Raw genomic sequence first — 16,096 nt, forward strand, 5'->3', positions numbered from 1 at the left:
AAGAGTGAGTCGGGGTTCAAAAAATTGGCATTGAACATAGTGCACGCTGTTGAGTTCTCAAGGAACGGACGCACCCGCTTCACGATCCGATCAGGACCGATCACTCGGGGCTTGTTCGTTGTTTCCACCCGGTCATCCCGAAGGACGCATCCGAATGCTTCAAGCCGATGAAAAGACATCTTCGAGGCTTGGAATCTTCGTGCCGCTTGAGGAGGGTCTGCGTGGCCTCTCGGCCTTCCCGCTCTCCGCTCCTGTGGGGCAACGAATGAATACTTTACGGAGATCCGGGCACCCATGCAACTCGACGGTGCATCCCGGGCGTGTCGCGCGTGTTTCCGCGGATTTCCGCTCGGACGACAGCCGGTCGTCCGAGCAGGCGGCGACCACCCGGTGGAAACGAGAACGGCCCCGCATCGCTCGTGCGATGCAGGGCCGTTCGACGACACCGGTCGGATCACTCGACGAAGACGCCGGCGAGGGTCTTCTTGCCACGGCGGAGCACCGCCATCGCGCCCGGCGCGACGAAGTCGGCAAGGGTCGCCTTCTCGTCATCGACCCGCACGTTGTCGAGCGAGACGCCGCCCTGGGCGATGGCGCGCCGGCCCTCGCTGGCGCTCGCGACGAGTCCCGTATCGGCGAGCACTTGCGCGATGGGTGCGTCGGGCGACGTCGTCGTGTTGGGCAGTTCGCGCAGCGCCGACTCGAGCGTCGCGGCGTCGAGCGCGGCCAGGTCGCCCTGGCCGAAGAGCGCCTGCGAGGCCGCGATGACCGCGGCCGTGGCATCCGCCCCGTGCACCAGGGTGGTGACCTCGGAGGCGAGCACGCGCTGGGCCTCGCGCCGGAACGGCTCGTCGGCGACCGCCGCCTCGAGCTCCTCGATGCGCGAGCGGCTCAGGAACGAGAACACCTTGAGCCGCGCGATCACGTCGGCGTCGTCGGTGTTGAGCCAGAACTGGTAGAAGCGGTAGGGGCTGCACATGTCGGCGTCGAGCCAGATCGCGTTGCCCTCGCTCTTGCCGAACTTGGTGCCGTCCGCGTTCGTGACGAGCGGCGTGCCGATCGCGTGGACGCTGCGCCCCTCGACCCGGTGGATGAGGTCGGTGCCGCTCGTGAGGTTGCCCCACTGGTCGCTGCCACCGGTCTGCAGCACGCAGTCGTACTGGCGGAACAGCTCGAGGTAGTCGTAGCCCTGGAGGAGCTGGTAGCTGAACTCGGTGTAGCTGATACCGGCGTCGGAGTTGAGGCGCGAAGCGACCGCGTCCTTCTTCAGCATCGTGCCGACGCGGTAGTGCTTGCCGATGTCGCGCAGGAAGTCGATCGCGCTGAGCTCCGCCGTCCAGTCGAGGTTGTTGACGAGACGCACCGGGTTGTCGCCCTCGGCCGAGAGGAACCGCGAGACCTGCCCCTGCAGGCGGCCGACCCACTCGGCCACGGTCTCCTTCGTGTTGAGCGTGCGCTCGGCGGTCGGGCGCGGGTCGCCGATGAGGCCGGTCGAGCCGCCGACGAGCCCCAACGGCCGGTGGCCGGCGAGCTGGAGCCGTCGCATGACGATGAGCTGCACGAGATTGCCGAGGTGCAGGCTCGGCGCGGTGGGGTCGAACCCGCAGTAATACGTGATCGGCTCGCCCGCGAGGAGCTCTTTCAGCGCGGCCCGGTCGGTCGACACGTGCACGTGGCCGCGCCAGACGAGCTCTTCCCAGACGTCTTCGAAAGCGGCGTCGTTCTGCTGGGTGGAGAGGATCACGGGGTCTGACACCACGCCAGAGTATCAGCGCCGCGAAACAGGCTGCATCGCTAAGCAGAGCACAGTTAGTGCTGTATGCTTATCTCTGATCGAGTAAATGATAGCGCCTGAAGGAGTCGAGATGATCGTCGTCACCGCCGACCAGGTCGCGAGTCGAACCCGAGCCGACCTCGCGGGTGCCGCGCGCGACCGAATCCAGGCCGCGCACGGCGATGCGCTCGTGCTGCCCGTCGCCCGCAACGCCGGCGACGAGATCCAGCTGCTCACGCGTGACGGCCGTACCGTCGTCGACGTCGTCTTCGAGCTCACCCGCGACGGCAACTGGAGCGTCGGCATCGGTTGCGGCCCCGTCCACGAGCCCCTTCCCGACGACATCCGGGAAGCGAGCGGTGAAGCGTTCTTCGCCGCGCGGGACGCGGTCGAGCGCGCCAAGAAGAGCTCGCCGCGCCTCGCCGTCGAGGCCGGTGCCGACGGCCACGACGGCGCCCTCGACGGGCTCTCCGCCGCCGACGTCGAGGCGCTCTTCACGCTCGCCCTGCTGCTGCGCGAACGCCGCTCCGACCAGGGCTGGGAGGTCTACGACCGCATCGTCGGAGGCGCACGGCAGACCGACATCGCCGATGAGCTCGGCGTGAGCGCCCCGGCGATCAGCTCGCGCATGAAGTCGGCGAACATCCGCGCAGAGCTCGACGCGGTCCCCGCGCTCGCTAGGCTGCTTGAGCATCTGGACGCCTCGACGGAAGCCCGCGCATGAACCTCATCGTCATCGCCGACGCGATCACCTGGTCGGCCCTGCTCATCTCCCTCGCCGCCGCGACCGTGCTGTCGGTGCTCGCATCGATCCGGCCGAACCGCGCCTACGTCTGGTTCGCGACCGGCACCCTCGGCATCGCGCTCGCCGCAGCCGCCGCGACGAGCGCCGCCGCGCCGTTCGGCCTCGCACCGATCGTCGTGGTCCTCGGACTCGCGACCGCGGCCTTCGGCGGCAGCGCGGCGGCCGGCACCGCACTCGACCTCGCGATGGGAGGCGCGGTCGCGCCAGGGCTGCACGGCGGCATCATCGTCACCGACCGCCGGGTCGACCCGAATGCGGCGCCCGGCGTGCAGGCGCCCGAACGGCGGCGCGAGGTGCTGCGCGGCGGCCTCACGATCGGAGTGCTCGAGCGGATCGCCTCGGCCGGGGCGATCGTCGCGGGCTTCCCCGAGGCGCTGGCCATCGTCGTCGCGGTGAAGGGCGTCGGCCGGTTCACGGAGCTCGAGGCGCCCGAGGCGCGCGAGCGGTTCATCATCGGAACCTTCGCGAGCCTCATCTGGGCCTGCGCCGCCGCGCTCGTCGTGCACCTCGCCATCAACTGAACCGGCCCGGATGCCTCGGCCGACGCATCCGGCCTCATGAGGTGGGGTCGACGGCCCCCGCATGCCGGCGGTAGGGCGAGACGCCCTCGTCGCCGGGCAGCCAGAACCGCCAGGGGTAGGCGGCGCCGCCACCGATGCCGTTGACGCCCGTCCGCGGGCCGCTCGCGTGGTGCAGCGGATTCGCCGGCACGCGGAGCCCGAACGGCGGAGCCAGCAGATCGCCGCCGTCCGCCGCGAGCGGCACGCCGAGCGCCTTCGAGAGGCGTCCCGGTCCCCGCGCGAGATCGCGGTCGCGCACCCCGGGCCGGCGACGCCGGGCGAGCTCGAGACCGTCGACGACCGTGGCGCCGCGCAGGAGCACCGCCGACGAGGTCCCCGCGGCACGTGCGACCACGTTGAGGCACACGTGCATGCCGTAGCTGAAGTAGGCGTAGAGGTGCGCCGGCTCCCCGAACATCACCGCGTTGCGCGGAGTGCGGCCCCGGAAGGCGTGCGAGCCGGGGTCCTCCCCCACGCCTCGATACGCCTCGACCTCCGAGAGCCGGATCGCCACCTCGCCGTCGGGCGCACGGTACGAGAGCACCGCCCCGAGCAGGAGCGGCGCGAGCCGCACCGGATCCTGTTCGAAGAACGCCCGCTCGGGAGCGACCAGCAGCCTCAGTTCGACGCCTCCGGGAGGCCCGCCATCAGCTGCCGCACCCGCTCAGCGAGCCGGGCGAACTGCTCGGCGACCCGCTGCGGCGCCGTGCCGCCGACGCCGTCTCGGCTCGCCACCGACCCCTCGATCGTCAGCACCTCGCGCACCTCGGGCGCGAGATGGGGCGAGATCGCGGCGAGCGCGGCGTCGTCGACGCCGTCGAGGCCGACCCCGTGCTGCTCGGCGTAGCGCACGAGCGCCCCGGTGATCTCGTGGGCGTCGCGGAACGGCACGTGCCGCTTCACGAGCCACTCGGCGACGTCGGTCGCGAGCGAGAACCCGGCGGGAGCGAGCTCGGCCATGCGCTCGGTGTGGAACGTCAGGGTCGCCACCATGCCCGTGAAGGCCGGCAGCAGGACCTCCAACGTCTCGACCGAGTCGAAGACCGGCTCCTTGTCCTCCTGGAGGTCGCGGTTGTACGCGAGCGGCAGCGCCTTGAGCGTCGCGAGCAGGCCCGTGAGGTTGCCGATGAGGCGACCCGACTTGCCTCGGGCGAGCTCGGCGATGTCGGGGTTCTTCTTCTGCGGCATGATCGACGAGCCCGTCGAGAATCCGTCGTCGAGGGTGACGAAGCCGAACTCGCGCGTGTTCCAGAGGATGATCTCCTCGGAGATGCGGGACAGGTCGATGCCGGTCAGCGCCATGACGAACGCGAACTCGGCGACGACGTCGCGGCTCGCCGTGCCGTCGATCGAGTTCTCGGCGGGAGCGGCCAGGCCGAGGTCGCGCGCCACCGCGGCGGCGTCGAGCCCGAGGGTCGAGCCGGCGAGCGCTCCCCCGCCGTAGGGCGACACGTCGGCGCGCTTCGTCCAGTCGACGAGTCGCTCGAGGTCGCGCGACAGCGCCCACGCGTGGGCGAGCAGGTGGTGGGCGAGCAGCACCGGCTGCGCGTGCTGCAGGTGCGTGCGCCCGGGCATGATCGCGCCCCGATGCGCGTCGGCCTGCGCGGCGAGGGCGTCGATGAGGTGCACGAGCTGCTGCCCGATGGTCGCCGCATGGTCTTTCAGGTACAGGCGCACGAGGGTCGCGATCTGGTCGTTGCGGCTGCGGCCCGCGCGCAGCTTGCCGCCGAGCTCGGGCCCGACGACGTCGATGAGCGCGGCCTCGAGGGCGCCGTGCACGTCCTCGTCGCCCTCGGCGGCCACGAGGTCGCCCGAGAGCACCCGGGCCTCGAGGGTGTCGAGGCCCGCGAGCATCGCCGCGAGCTCGTCGGCGTCGAGGTAGCCGGCCGCGGCGAGCGCACGCGCGTGCGCACGCGAGCCGGCGAGGTCGTACCCGGCGAGCTGCCAGTCGAAGTGGGTCGATTTCGAGAGCCGGGCGAGCTCGGGCGAGGGGCCCGACGCGAAGCGTGCGCCCCAGAGCGATCCCTCGTTGGTGCCGTGCTCGGTCATCATGCGTCCTTCCGGTCGAGCAGCCAGCTGAGCAGGGCCTTCTGCGCGTGCAGCCGGTTCTCCGCCTCGTCCCACACGATCGACTGCGGGCCGTCGATCACCGCGGCGTCGACCTCGACCCCGCGGTAGGCGGGCAGGCAGTGCATGAAGACCGCGTCGGCGTCGGCCTCGCCCATGAGCGCCTCGGTCACGCGATAGTCGCCGAAGGTCGCGAGGCGCTCGGCCTTCTCGTCCTCCTGCCCCATCGACACCCAGGTGTCGGTGACGACCACGTCGGCGTCGCGCGCCGCCTCGACGGGATCGGTCGTGACGAGCACCGATCCGCCGGTGGTCGCGGCGACGCGCGCGGCATCGGCGATGATGTCGGCCCGGGGCGCGTACGCCGCGGGGGCGGCGACGCGCACGTGCATGCCCGCCGTCGCGCCGGCGAGCAGGTACGAGTGGGCCATGTTGTTCGCGCCGTCGCCGAAGTACGAGAGCGTCAGTCCGGCGAGCGAGCCCTTCCGCTCGCGGATCGTCTGCAGGTCGGCGAGCAGCTGGCAGGGGTGGAAGTCGTCGGAGAGCGCGTTGACGACCGGCACCGTCGTGCCCTCGGCCATCTCCTCGAGGCCCGTGTGGTCGAAGGTGCGCCACACGATCGCCGAGACCATCCGCTCGAGCACCCGTGCGGTGTCGGCGACCGACTCCTTGGCGCCGAGCTGGCTGTCGCTCGAGCTCACGACGAGCGGCACGCCGCCGAGGTCGGCGATGCCGACGGAGAACGAGACCCGGGTGCGGGTCGAGGTCTTGTCGAAGAAGACCGCGACGGTCTGAGGTCCGTCGAGCGGGCGCTCGGCGTATCGGTCGGCCTTGAGGCGGTCGGCGAGATCGAGCACCTCGGCCTGCTCGGCCGGCGAGAGGTCGTCGTCGCGGAGGAAGTGGCGGGTCATGCGGTCCGTTTCGTTCGGAGGGCGAAGGAGGTCAGGAGGCGGTCGCGCGCTCGAGCGCGCGACCGAAGCGGACGTCGAACTCGTCGAGCTCGGCGTCGCCGATGATGAGCGGCGGGGCGATGCGGATCGTCGAGTCGTTCGCCGCGTTGACGATGAGGCCCTCGTCCATCGCCGCGGCGACGACGCGCCCCGCGACGGGTTCGTCGAGGCCGACGCCGACGAGGAGGCCCCGGCCCCGCACCCCGGCGACGAGCGGGGAACCGATCCCGAGGATGCGCTCGCGCAGCTCGGCGCCGCGACGGGCGGCGTTGCCGACGAGGTCGGCGCGCTCGATCTCGCCGAGCACCGCGTTGGCGACCGCGGTCGCGAGGGGGTTGCCGCCGAACGTCGAGCCGTGCTGCCCCTTGGTGAACAGTGACGAGGCACGGCCGAAGGTGACGAGACCGCCGATCGGGATGCCGCCGCCGATGCCCTTCGCCACGGTGATGGCGTCGGGCGTGATGCCGGCGTGCTGGAACCCGAACCACGCGCCCGTACGACCGGCTCCCGTCTGGATCTCGTCGACGATGAGCAGCGCGCCGTGACGGTGCGTGAGCTCGCGCGCGGCTTCGAGGAACCCGGGCGGCAGCTCGACGACGCCCGCCTCGCCCTGGATGGGCTCGAGGATGAGCGCCGCCACGGCGTCGTCGATCGCCGATTCGAGCGCCTCGACGGTCGCGGGGATGTGCTCGACGCCGCCCGGGAGCGGCTCGAACGGGTCGCGCATGTGCGGCTTGCCGGTCAGCGCGAGCGAGCCCATCGTTCGGCCGTGGAAGCCGTCGACGAGGGCGAGCACGCGCGTCCTGGCGCCGCCCGAGTTGTTGAGGCGGGCGAGCTTGAACGCGGCCTCGTTCGCCTCGGCGCCCGAGTTGCCGAACCAGGCGCGCCCCGCGTCGCCGGTGCCCGCCAGCCGCGTGATGCGCTCGGCGAGCTCGAGGGCGGGCTCGGTCGTGAAGTAGTTCGACACGTGCGCGAGCGTCGCGGCCTGTCGCGAGACCGCCTCGACGAACACCGGGTGCGCGTGGCCGAGCGAGTTGACGGCGATGCCGGCGAGGAAGTCGAGGTACTCCTTGCCCGTGTCGTCCCACACCCGGCACCCTTCGCCGCGCGCGAGCTTCGCGAGCGGCATGCCGATCGACCGCATGACGCGGGTGTCGAAGCGCTGCTGCCAGTCGTTCATGCCGCACCTCCTGCGGGGACCACCTCGGTGCCGATGCCCTGCTGGGTGAAGACCTCGAGCAGGATCGAGTGCGGCACCCGGCCGTCGATGATCGCGGCCTTCGCGACGCCGCCGTCGACGGCTTCGAGGCACGCCCGCATCTTCGGGATCATGCCCGACTCGAGCGACGGCAGCAGGGCCTCGAGCTCGGGAACGCCGATCATCGAGACGAGCGAGTCGCGGTTCGGCCAGTCGCGGTAGAGTCCGGCGACGTCGGTGAGGATGACGAGCTTCGCCGCCCCGAGCGCCACGGCGAGCGCGGCCGCCGCCGAGTCGGCGTTCACGTTGAGCGGCTGCCCCGGCGCGTCGACGTCGGGCGCGATGGAGGACACGACCGGGATGCGGCCGGCCGACAGCTGCGCCGCGACCGCCTCGGGGTCGACCGCGATGACGTCGCCGACGAGCCCGAGGTCGACCTCGACGCCGTCGACCACCGCGCCGCGCCGGCGGCCTGTGAAGAGTCCGGCGTCCTCGCCCGAGAGCCCCGCCGCGAGGGGACCGTGCTCGTTGATGAGCGAGACGAGCTCGCGGTTGACCTGGCCCGAGAGCACCATGCGCACGACGTCCATCGCCTCGGGCGTGGTCACCCGGTAGCCGCCGCGGAACTCGCTCTCGATGCCGAGCCGCTCGAGCATCGACGAGATCTGCGGGCCGCCGCCGTGCACGACGACCGGCTTGATGCCGGCGTATCGGAGGTAGACCATGTCCTCCGCGAAGGCGCGCTGCAGCTCGGGGCTGACCATGGCGTTGCCGCCGAACTTCACGACGATCGTCTCGCCGTGGAAGCGCTTCAGCCAGGGCAGCGACTCGATGAGCACCCGTGCCTTCGCGGCCGCGGCGGCGGCCTCGTCGATCTCGGCGGTCTCTGCGGCGTCGGTCGCGGCATCCGTTTCGTGATCGCCCATGGTCAGCTCGCGTACGCGCTGTTCTCGTGCACGTAGTCGTGCGTGAGGTCGTTCGTCAGGATCGTCGCGGAGGACTCGCCGGCGTGCAGCTCGATGAGCACGTGCGTGGCCCGCGGGGTCAGGTCGACCTCGTCGCGCGGACGGTCGGGTCGTCCCGCATGGCAGACGCGCACTCCGTTCATCGAGACGTCGACGAGGTACGGATCGAACGGCGCGCGCGTCGTGCCGATCGCGGCGAGCACGCGGCCCCAGTTCGGGTCGTTGCCGAAGATCGCGGCCTTGAACAGGTTGTTGCGCGCCACCGAGCGCCCGACCTCGACGGCATCGTCTTCGGTGACGGCACCGCGCACCTCGATGGTGATGTCGTGGCTCGCACCCTCGGCGTCGGCCTGCAGTTGCGCCGCGAGGTCGAGGCACGCCGCCGTGAGCGCCGCGGTGAACGCGGCCTCGTCGGCGACGACGCCCGAGGCGCCGCTCGCGAGCAGCGTGACCTGGTCGTTGGTCGACATGCAGCCGTCGGAGTCGAGCCGGTCGAAGCTCACCCGGGTGGCCTGCCGCAGGGCGCGGTCGAGGGCGGATGCCTCGAGGTCGGCGTCGGTCGTGATGACGACGAGCATCGTGGCGAGCCCCGGCGCGAGCATGCCCGCGCCCTTGGCCATGCCGCCGATGCGCCAGCCGTCGCCGTCGACCACGACGGTCTTCGGCTTCGTGTCGGTCGTCATGATGGCGCGCGCCGCATCGTCGCCCGACGCGCCGTCGGCGGACAGCCGGTTCGCGGCGCTCAGCACGCCCTCTTCGAGGATCTCGCCGTCGAGCTGGTCGCCGATGAGTCCGGTCGAGCAGACGAGCACGTCGCCGGCCGAGACGCCGAGCGCCGACGCCGCCGCCTCCGCGGTGCGGTGCGTGACCTGGAAGCCCTCGGGGCCCGTGAAGCAGTTCGCGCCGCCCGAGTTCAGCACGATCGCCGAGACGACGCCGTCTTTCGCGACCTCCTTCGACCAGATGATCGGGTTGGCCTGCGCGCGGTTCGAGGTGAACACGACGGCGGCCTGCTGCGACGGTCCGCGGTTGACGACGAGAGCGAGGTCGAGGGCGCCGGTGCGCTTGATGCCGGCCGCGATGCCGGCGGCTTCGAACCCTGCTGGGGCGGTGACGGTCACGGGGCGACTCCGTTCACGGGCAGGCCGGTCGACTCGGTGAGCCCGAGCGCGAGGTTCGCCGACTGGATGGCGGCACCCGCGGTGCCCTTGACGAGATTGTCGACCGCGGTGACCACGACGACGCGGCCGGCGCGTTCGTCGATCGCGAGGCCCATGAGCGCGGTGTTGGCGCCGAGCACGTCGGCCGTGCGCGGGAACTGCCCCTCGGGCAGCAACTGCACGAACCGTTCGCCCGCATACGCGTCCTCCCAGGCGGCACGAACCGCCGAGGCATCCGTGCCGGGCATGATGCGGGCCGTCGAGGTCGCGAGGATGCCGCGCGACATCGGCACGATCACCGGGGTGAACGAGAGCGTCGGCTCGGCCGCGCCCGCCCAGCGCAGCGCCTGCTGCACCTCGGGGATGTGCCGATGCACGCCGCCCACCGAGTACGGGTTCGCCGAGCCCAGGATCTCGGCCGCGAGCAGGTGAGCCTTCAGGCTCTTGCCGGCGCCGGACGGGCCGACGGCGAGCACCGAGACGAGGTCGCGGTCCTCGATCACGCCCGCACGGATGCCGGGGGCGAGCGAGAGCGCGACCGTCGAGGCGTTGCAACCGGGGGCTGCGATGCGCTTCGCCTTCGCGAGCCGGTCGCGCTGGGTGCCGCTGAGGCGCGGCAGCTCGGGCACACCGTACTCCCACGCCGGGTGGAAGTCGCCGCCGTAGAACTCGGCCCAGTCGGCCTCGCTCTCGAGGCGGTGGTCGGCGCCGCAGTCGATCACGAGGGTCTCCGGCGACAGCTCGGCCGCGATCGCGCCGGAAGCGCCGTGCGGCAGGGCGAGGAAGACGACGTCGTGGCCCGCGAGGGTCTCGGCCGTCGTCTCTTTCAGGGTCAGGTGCGTGTAGGTGCGCAAGTGCGGCTGCACCGCGGCGAGCGACTGCCCGGCGTTCGAGTGCGCGGTCACGGTACGGACCTGGAGCTCGGGATGATCGGCCAGGAGGCGCAGGATCTCTCCCCCGGCATAGCCGGACGCGCCGGAGACGGCGACGGAGTACGTCATGGAATCCACCTTAGGGTCTGTGCGGTCGGGGCGATGTTCCGGCGACGCCCCGCGACCGACCCTCAGGCCGTCGCAGGGGTCGCCGAGATTCGGCGCCCGCCACGGCGTCGGCTGCGCACGACCTCGACACGCGCGTGGCGTGCGGCGGCGAACCGGGTGATGGACATGCGACGACCCTATCGACGCGCTGCCGCGCCTCGCAAACCGAGCGTCGCACGACGTCACGGGAAGCCGCAGCGCGGCACCGGCGACGCGACGCGCGAAAGGGCCGGGAAGCCATCGGCTTCCCGGCCCTTCGTCGTGCGCGCGATGCTGCCTCGGCCGCCGCGCACGCGTCCGCTAGTCGCGGATCGCGGCCCCCGTGCGCTGGCCCGCGAGCGCGGCTCCGGCGAGCTTCGCCTCGCTCGCCTCGGCCGCGGTCAGGGTGCGGTCGGCGGCGCGGAACCGCAGTGCGAAGGTGAGGCTCTTCGACCCCTCCACGACGCCCTGGCCCCGGTAATCGTCGACGAGCTCGAGGTGCTCGAGCAGCTCGCCCGCACCCTCGCGCACGGCGGCGGCGACCTCGGCTGCCGGCACGTCGGCGGCGACGACGAGCGAGAGATCCTGCGTCGCCGCAGGCAGGGTGCCGATCGGCGTGGCCTCGACCGCGGGGTCGGCCGCCGCGATCACGGCGTCGAGGTCGAGCTCGGCGATCGCGACCACGCGGGGCAGATCGTTCGCCTCGGCGAGCGCGGGGAGCAGTTCGCCCGCGAAGCCGACGTGGCGACCGCCGACGCGGAGTTCCGCGGTGCGACCGGGGTGGAACGCGTGGTGCGATCCCTGCACGATCTCGAGCTCGGCGCCCGTCGCCAGGGCCACGCGGCGAGCAGCGTCGAGCGCATCGGCCAGCCCGTAGGGCTCGGCCGGGACGCCCGGCTGCTTCGCGACGCGATCGCCGACGAGCAGCACGCCCAGATGACGCGGCTGGGGCGGGATCCCGGCATCGAGTGCGGCGAGCGTCTCGTCGGTCGGCTTGGCGTCGCCGACCGGCAGCTCGGCGGAGCCGTAGGCACGACCGGGCTCGGGCCGGAACACGAGCCCGATCTCGAAGAGGTCGAGGTCGACGAGCCCGCGCGAGCGGTTGCGCTTGGCGGCCGCGATCAGGCCGGGCACGAGCGAACGGCGCAGGAACGGCGTCGACTGGTCGAGCGCGTTCGCGAGGCGGACCGACGCGACCGGCGAGCCGTCGACGCTGCCGAAGGTGCGGTTCTCGTCGTCGGTCGCGAACGGGAACGTGAGCACCTCGACCGAACCGGCTGCGGCGAGCGCGTCGGCCGTCTGGCGGCGCAAGCGCTGCGAGCGGGTCAGGCCGCGGCCGGGCGGCGCGACGGGCAGCACCGACGGGATGCGGTGGTAGCCGACGAGCCGGGCGACCTCTTCGGCCAGCTCCTCGCGACCCGTGAGGTCGGGGCGCCATGCCGGCGGGACGACCGACCAGCCGCCCTCGACGCGCTCGAGCACGCCGCCGATCTCGGCGAGCGCGTCGTGCACCTCGTCGTCGGTGTACTCGACCCCGATGACGCGGGCGACGAAGCCGTCGGGCAGCTCGATCGCCTCGCGATCGGTCGTCGTCTGGATGAGCGACCCGCCCGCGTCGGCCGTGCCGCCCGCGAGGTCGACCATGAGCTGGGCGACGCGTGCGACCGCGACGGCCCCGATCGTGGGGTCGATGCCGCGCTCGTAGCGCTTCGCCGCCTCGCTCGGCAGCTTGTGCCGGCGCGCGGTACGGGCGATCGACACCGGATCCCAGTGCGCGGCCTCGATGAGCACGTTCTGCGTCGTGTCGCTCATCTCGGTCTCGGCACCGCCCATGACGCCGGCGAGCCCGATGGGGCCGCGGTCATCGGTCACGACGATGTCCTCCGCGTGGAGCGTGCGCTCCTTGCCGTCGAGCGTCGTGAACCGCTCCCCCGCCTCGGCACGCCGCACGACGATGCCGCCGCGGAGCGTGTCGAGGTCGTACCCGTGGATCGGCTGGCCGAGCTCGAGCATGACGTAGTTCGTGATGTCGACGAGCACGGAGAGCGAACGGATGCCGGCGAGCTTCAGTCGCGAGACCATCCACGCCGGCGTCGGGCGCGAGGCGTCGACGCCCCGGACGATACGGGTCGCGAAGGCGCTCGACGCGAGCTTGCCGCGGATCGGCGCGCGGTCGTCGATGACGACCGGGAAGCCGTCGCCGGAGACCTCGGTCGCGGGCGTCTGCTCGACCGGATCGCGGAAGACGGCGCCCGTGGCGTGCGCGTACTCGCGGGCGACACCGCGGATCGAGAACGCGTAGCCGCGGTCGGGCGTGACGTTGATCTCGATCGCCGCGTCATCGAGGCCGAGCAGCGCGATCGCGTCGGTGCCGACCGGCGCGTCGATGCCGAGGGTCGACAGTCGCAGGATGCCGTCGTGGTCGTCGCCGAGGCCGAGTTCGCGGGCGGAGGCGATCATGCCGTCGGAGACGTGCCCGTAGGTCTTGCGCGCGGCGATCGGGAACGGCCCGGGCAACACCGACCCCGGGAGCGTCACGACGACCTTGTCGCCCGGGAAGAAGTTGCGCGCACCGCAGACGATGCCGTGCACGGCGTCGCCGCCGTCGGCCGCCCGCTCGCCGTCGGGTGCGACGCGCACCTGGCACCAGCGAATGGTCTTGCCGTTCGTCTGCGGCTCCTCGACGAACTCGAGCACCTCGCCCACGACGATCGGGCCCTCGAGCTCGAACGTGTGCACGTCTTCTTCTTCGAGGCCGACCTTCACGAGGGCGGCGTGGACGTCCTCGGGCGTCGTGCCCGGCACGAGCTCGACGTACTCGGCGAGCCAGCTGAGAGGTACTCGCATGAATCAGACCACCATTCCGAACTGCTGGGAGAAGCGGACGTCTCCCTCGACCATTTCGCGCATGTCCTGCACGTCGTTGCGGAGCATCAGGCCGCGCTCGATGCCCATGCCGAACGCGAATCCCGTGTAGACCTCGGGGTCGATGCCGGCCGCCTTCAGCACGTTGGGGTGCATCATGCCGCAGCCGCCCCACTCGATCCAGCGGGCGCCGCCCTTGAACGTCGGGTGCCAGAAGTCGAGCTCGGCGCTCGGCTCGGTGAACGGGAAGTAGCTCGGGCGCAGTCGGATCTTCGCCTCGTCGCCGAAGATCGACTTCACGAAGTGGTCGAGCGTGCCCTTGAGGTGCGCCATCGTGAGGCCCTTGTCGACCGCGACGCCCTCGAACTGCATGAACACCGGCAGGTGCGTCGCGTCGAACTCGTCGGTGCGGTACACCCGCCCCGGTGCGAGCACGTAGAGCGGCAGGTCGCGCTCGAGCATCGAGCGGATCTGCACGGGGCTCGTGTGCGTGCGCATGACGAGGTGCGCCTCGGGCGGGTCGACGAAGAAGGTGTCCTGCATCGCCCGCGCCGGGTGGTCGGCGTCGAAGTTCAGGGCGTCGAAGTTGAACCACTCGCTCTCGACCTCGGGGCCTTCGGCGATCTCCCAGCCCATGCCGGTGAAGACGTCGCACACCCGGTCCTGCAGGAGGGCGAGGGGATGCCGCGCGCCGGCGTGGAACCGCGACGGCAGCGCCGTGACGTCGACGGTCTCGGCGACGAGCTGCGCGGCGGCCTCGGCCTCGACGATCTCGGCCTCGCGGGCGGCGAACGCCTGGTTGACACGCCCGCGGGCGCCGCCGACGAGCTTGCCGAGGGCGGCCTTCTGCTCGTTGGGCACGTTGCGCAGCTCGGCGTTCAGGAGCGCGAGCGGCGACTTCTCGCCGGTGTGCTCGGTGCGAACGGTCTTCAACGCGGCGGAGTCGCCGGCCGACGCGATGGCCGCGAGGGCCGCGTCGACCGCGGACTGGACCGCGGACTCGGTGATTTCGAGGGGTTCTGGCACGAGAACCGAGTCTACCGGCGACGCGAGACGGTGCGTGGCGCGCCGTCCCGTGACCGACGTGGCGTCGAATCCTCGTCGCCCTCAGCCCCGGAGGCCGCCGCCGGTCCCTTCGCTGCCGCCGATCGCGTCGAGACCGGCCTGCACCGCGACCGCACGGGTCGTGGTGATGTTCTCGTCGAGCAGGTCGGCGGTGACGACCACCTTGTTCGAGCGCCGCAACCGACGTTCGACCCGGTAGGCGATGTACGAGAGGATCAGGCAGAGCAGGATGTAGATCGTGCCGACCACGATCGTCGCCGGGACGATCGGCGACCCGTACGTCGACTGGGAGCCGATATACCGCGCGTAGAACAGCAGCTCGGGGTACGTGATGATGTAGCCGAGCGCCGTGTCTTTCAGGGTGACCACGAGCTGGGCGATGATGACGGGCATCATCGCGCGGATCGCCTGGGGCAGCAGAATGAGCCGCATGACCCCGGCCTTGCGCAGGCCGATCGCGTAGCCCGCCTCCGACTGCCCCCTCGGCAGAGATTCGACGCCGGCGCGGAAGACCTCGGCGAGCACCGAGCCGTTGTACGCGACGAGGGCGATGACCACCGCCCAGTACGGGTCCATCTTCACGCCGATGACCGGGAGCCCGTAGTACAGCAGGAACATGAAGACGAGCACCGGAATCGCACGGAGTACCTCGACGACCGCACCAACCGGACGACGCAGCCATGCGTGGTCGGAGAGCCGGCCGAGCGCGAGAAGGAGGCCGAGCACGAGCGCGCCGACCGCCGCGACGCCGAACGCGGCGAGCGTGCGGCCCGTCGCGAGCAGGATCTGCACCCACACGTTCGTGTACGTGAAGGCCGACCACTTCTCGGCCGTGAACTGCCCCGTCGCCCAGAGCCGCCACAGGATGAACCCGATGATCGCGACCACCACGACGACGGTGACGATGCCGAGGATGCGGTTGCGGGCGATGGCCCGAGGGCCGGGTACGTCGTAGAGGACGCTCGTCATCGTGCCACCTTCCAACGGTTCTCGAACGCTCGCTGCGCCCACGAGAGCAGGAGCACGAGCACCACGAAGATCACCATGATCCAGAGGATCACGACGAACTGGTTCTCACCGCGCTCGCTCATGTTCGCCCGGATCGAGCCGAGGTTGACCACGCTGAATCCGGCCGCGACGGTCGTGTTCTTGAGCAGTGCGATGAACACGCTCATCATCGGCGGGATCACGGAACGGAATGCCTGGGGCAGCACGACGAGCGACATGACCTGGCCGAAGGTGAGGCCGAGTGCACGCGCCGCCTCGGCCTGGCCGACCGGCACCGTGTTGATGCCCGACCGGATCGTCTCGGCGACGTACGTCGCGGTGTATATGCCGAGCGCGAAGATCGCCAACGTCAGTGAGACCCCGGTCGTCAGCCGGAGCCCGAACAACGGCGGCAGCGCGAACGCGAACGCGAAGAACACCAGGGTCAGCGGAGTGTTGCGCACGGTGTTCACGTAGACCGCGCCGACCGAGCGCGCTATCGGCACCGGGGAGACGCGCATCGCCCCGACCAGAGTGCCGAGCACGAGTGCGACGATGCCGCCCCCGACGAAAAGCACGAGCGTGCCGATGAGCGTCTCGACCCAGAGATCGAGGTTGTCGGTGATGATGCCCATCGCGCTCCTTCATGGGGCCGGGATCGTGCGGCGTGGCCGCGGTGCG

General features: G+C 71.4%; 14 protein-coding genes. 2 read left to right on the forward strand and 12 right to left on the reverse strand.

Annotation, left to right across the window (positions count from 1 at the left end; genetic code table 11):
* Nucleotides 1-454: 454 nt before the first annotated feature.
* Nucleotides 455-1,756, reverse strand: a complete 1,302-nt coding sequence (gene tyrS, locus AC3RJ6_RS14580) for a tyrosine--tRNA ligase (protein WP_491427813.1) — start codon at nucleotides 1,754-1,756, stop codon at nucleotides 455-457.
* Between the two features lie 109 nt (nucleotides 1,757-1,865).
* Between tyrS and AC3RJ6_RS14585 the strand changes: the two genes are divergently transcribed.
* Entirely contained in the window at nucleotides 1,866-2,498 is a 633-nt protein-coding gene (locus AC3RJ6_RS14585) for a DNA-binding protein (RefSeq protein ID WP_491427814.1), read from the forward strand.
* Nucleotides 2,495-3,100, forward strand: coding sequence for a hypothetical protein (locus tag AC3RJ6_RS14590; RefSeq protein ID WP_491427815.1), 606 nt, complete (start codon nucleotides 2,495-2,497; stop codon nucleotides 3,098-3,100). Before AC3RJ6_RS14585 ends, AC3RJ6_RS14590 begins: the two co-directional genes overlap by 4 nt.
* A 34-nt stretch (nucleotides 3,101-3,134) precedes the next feature.
* On the opposite strand, the gene AC3RJ6_RS14595 is transcribed toward AC3RJ6_RS14590, so the two are convergent.
* The 11 genes from AC3RJ6_RS14595 to AC3RJ6_RS14645 all read right to left on the reverse strand — a co-directional run bounded on the left by AC3RJ6_RS14595 (nucleotide 3,135) and on the right by AC3RJ6_RS14645 (nucleotide 16,050).
* Entirely contained in the window at nucleotides 3,135-3,755 is a 621-nt protein-coding gene (locus AC3RJ6_RS14595) for a DNA-3-methyladenine glycosylase (RefSeq protein ID WP_491428334.1), read from the reverse strand.
* A gap of 2 nt (nucleotides 3,756-3,757) precedes the next feature.
* Nucleotides 3,758-5,188, reverse strand: a complete 1,431-nt coding sequence (gene argH / locus AC3RJ6_RS14600; protein WP_491427816.1) for an argininosuccinate lyase — start codon at nucleotides 5,186-5,188, stop codon at nucleotides 3,758-3,760.
* Nucleotides 5,188-6,117, reverse strand: a complete 930-nt coding sequence (argF, locus tag AC3RJ6_RS14605; RefSeq protein ID WP_491427817.1) for an ornithine carbamoyltransferase — start codon at nucleotides 6,115-6,117, stop codon at nucleotides 5,188-5,190. Before argF ends, argH begins: the two co-directional genes overlap by 1 nt.
* 31 nt (nucleotides 6,118-6,148) lie before the next feature.
* Complete coding sequence (locus AC3RJ6_RS14610) at nucleotides 6,149-7,336, reverse strand: acetylornithine transaminase (protein ID WP_491427819.1); 1,188 nt, start codon at nucleotides 7,334-7,336, stop codon at nucleotides 6,149-6,151.
* Nucleotides 7,333-8,280, reverse strand: coding sequence for an acetylglutamate kinase (argB, locus tag AC3RJ6_RS14615; RefSeq protein WP_491427820.1), 948 nt, complete (start codon nucleotides 8,278-8,280; stop codon nucleotides 7,333-7,335). Before argB ends, AC3RJ6_RS14610 begins: the two co-directional genes overlap by 4 nt.
* Before the next feature lie 2 nt (nucleotides 8,281-8,282).
* Nucleotides 8,283-9,440: a bifunctional glutamate N-acetyltransferase/amino-acid acetyltransferase ArgJ gene (gene argJ, locus AC3RJ6_RS14620; RefSeq protein WP_491427821.1), complete on the reverse strand. Its 1,158-nt coding sequence runs from the start codon at nucleotides 9,438-9,440 to the stop codon at nucleotides 8,283-8,285.
* Nucleotides 9,437-10,480: an N-acetyl-gamma-glutamyl-phosphate reductase gene (argC, locus tag AC3RJ6_RS14625; RefSeq protein WP_491427822.1), complete on the reverse strand. Its 1,044-nt coding sequence runs from the start codon at nucleotides 10,478-10,480 to the stop codon at nucleotides 9,437-9,439. Before argC ends, argJ begins: the two co-directional genes overlap by 4 nt.
* Before the next feature lie 339 nt (nucleotides 10,481-10,819).
* On the reverse strand, nucleotides 10,820-13,345 hold the full coding sequence (gene pheT / locus AC3RJ6_RS14630; RefSeq protein ID WP_491427823.1) for a phenylalanine--tRNA ligase subunit beta: 2,526 nt from the start codon (nucleotides 13,343-13,345) through the stop codon (nucleotides 10,820-10,822).
* 3 nt (nucleotides 13,346-13,348) lie between these two features.
* Nucleotides 13,349-14,389, reverse strand: coding sequence for a phenylalanine--tRNA ligase subunit alpha (gene pheS, locus AC3RJ6_RS14635; protein ID WP_491427824.1), 1,041 nt, complete (start codon nucleotides 14,387-14,389; stop codon nucleotides 13,349-13,351).
* 81 nt (nucleotides 14,390-14,470) lie between these two features.
* Nucleotides 14,471-15,397, reverse strand: a complete 927-nt coding sequence (locus AC3RJ6_RS14640) for an amino acid ABC transporter permease (RefSeq protein WP_491427825.1) — start codon at nucleotides 15,395-15,397, stop codon at nucleotides 14,471-14,473.
* Entirely contained in the window at nucleotides 15,394-16,050 is a 657-nt protein-coding gene (locus AC3RJ6_RS14645) for an amino acid ABC transporter permease (protein WP_491427826.1), read from the reverse strand. Before AC3RJ6_RS14645 ends, AC3RJ6_RS14640 begins: the two co-directional genes overlap by 4 nt.
* Nucleotides 16,051-16,096 lie beyond the last annotated feature (46 nt).

This window comes from Agromyces cucurbitae, from assembly GCF_058349945.1.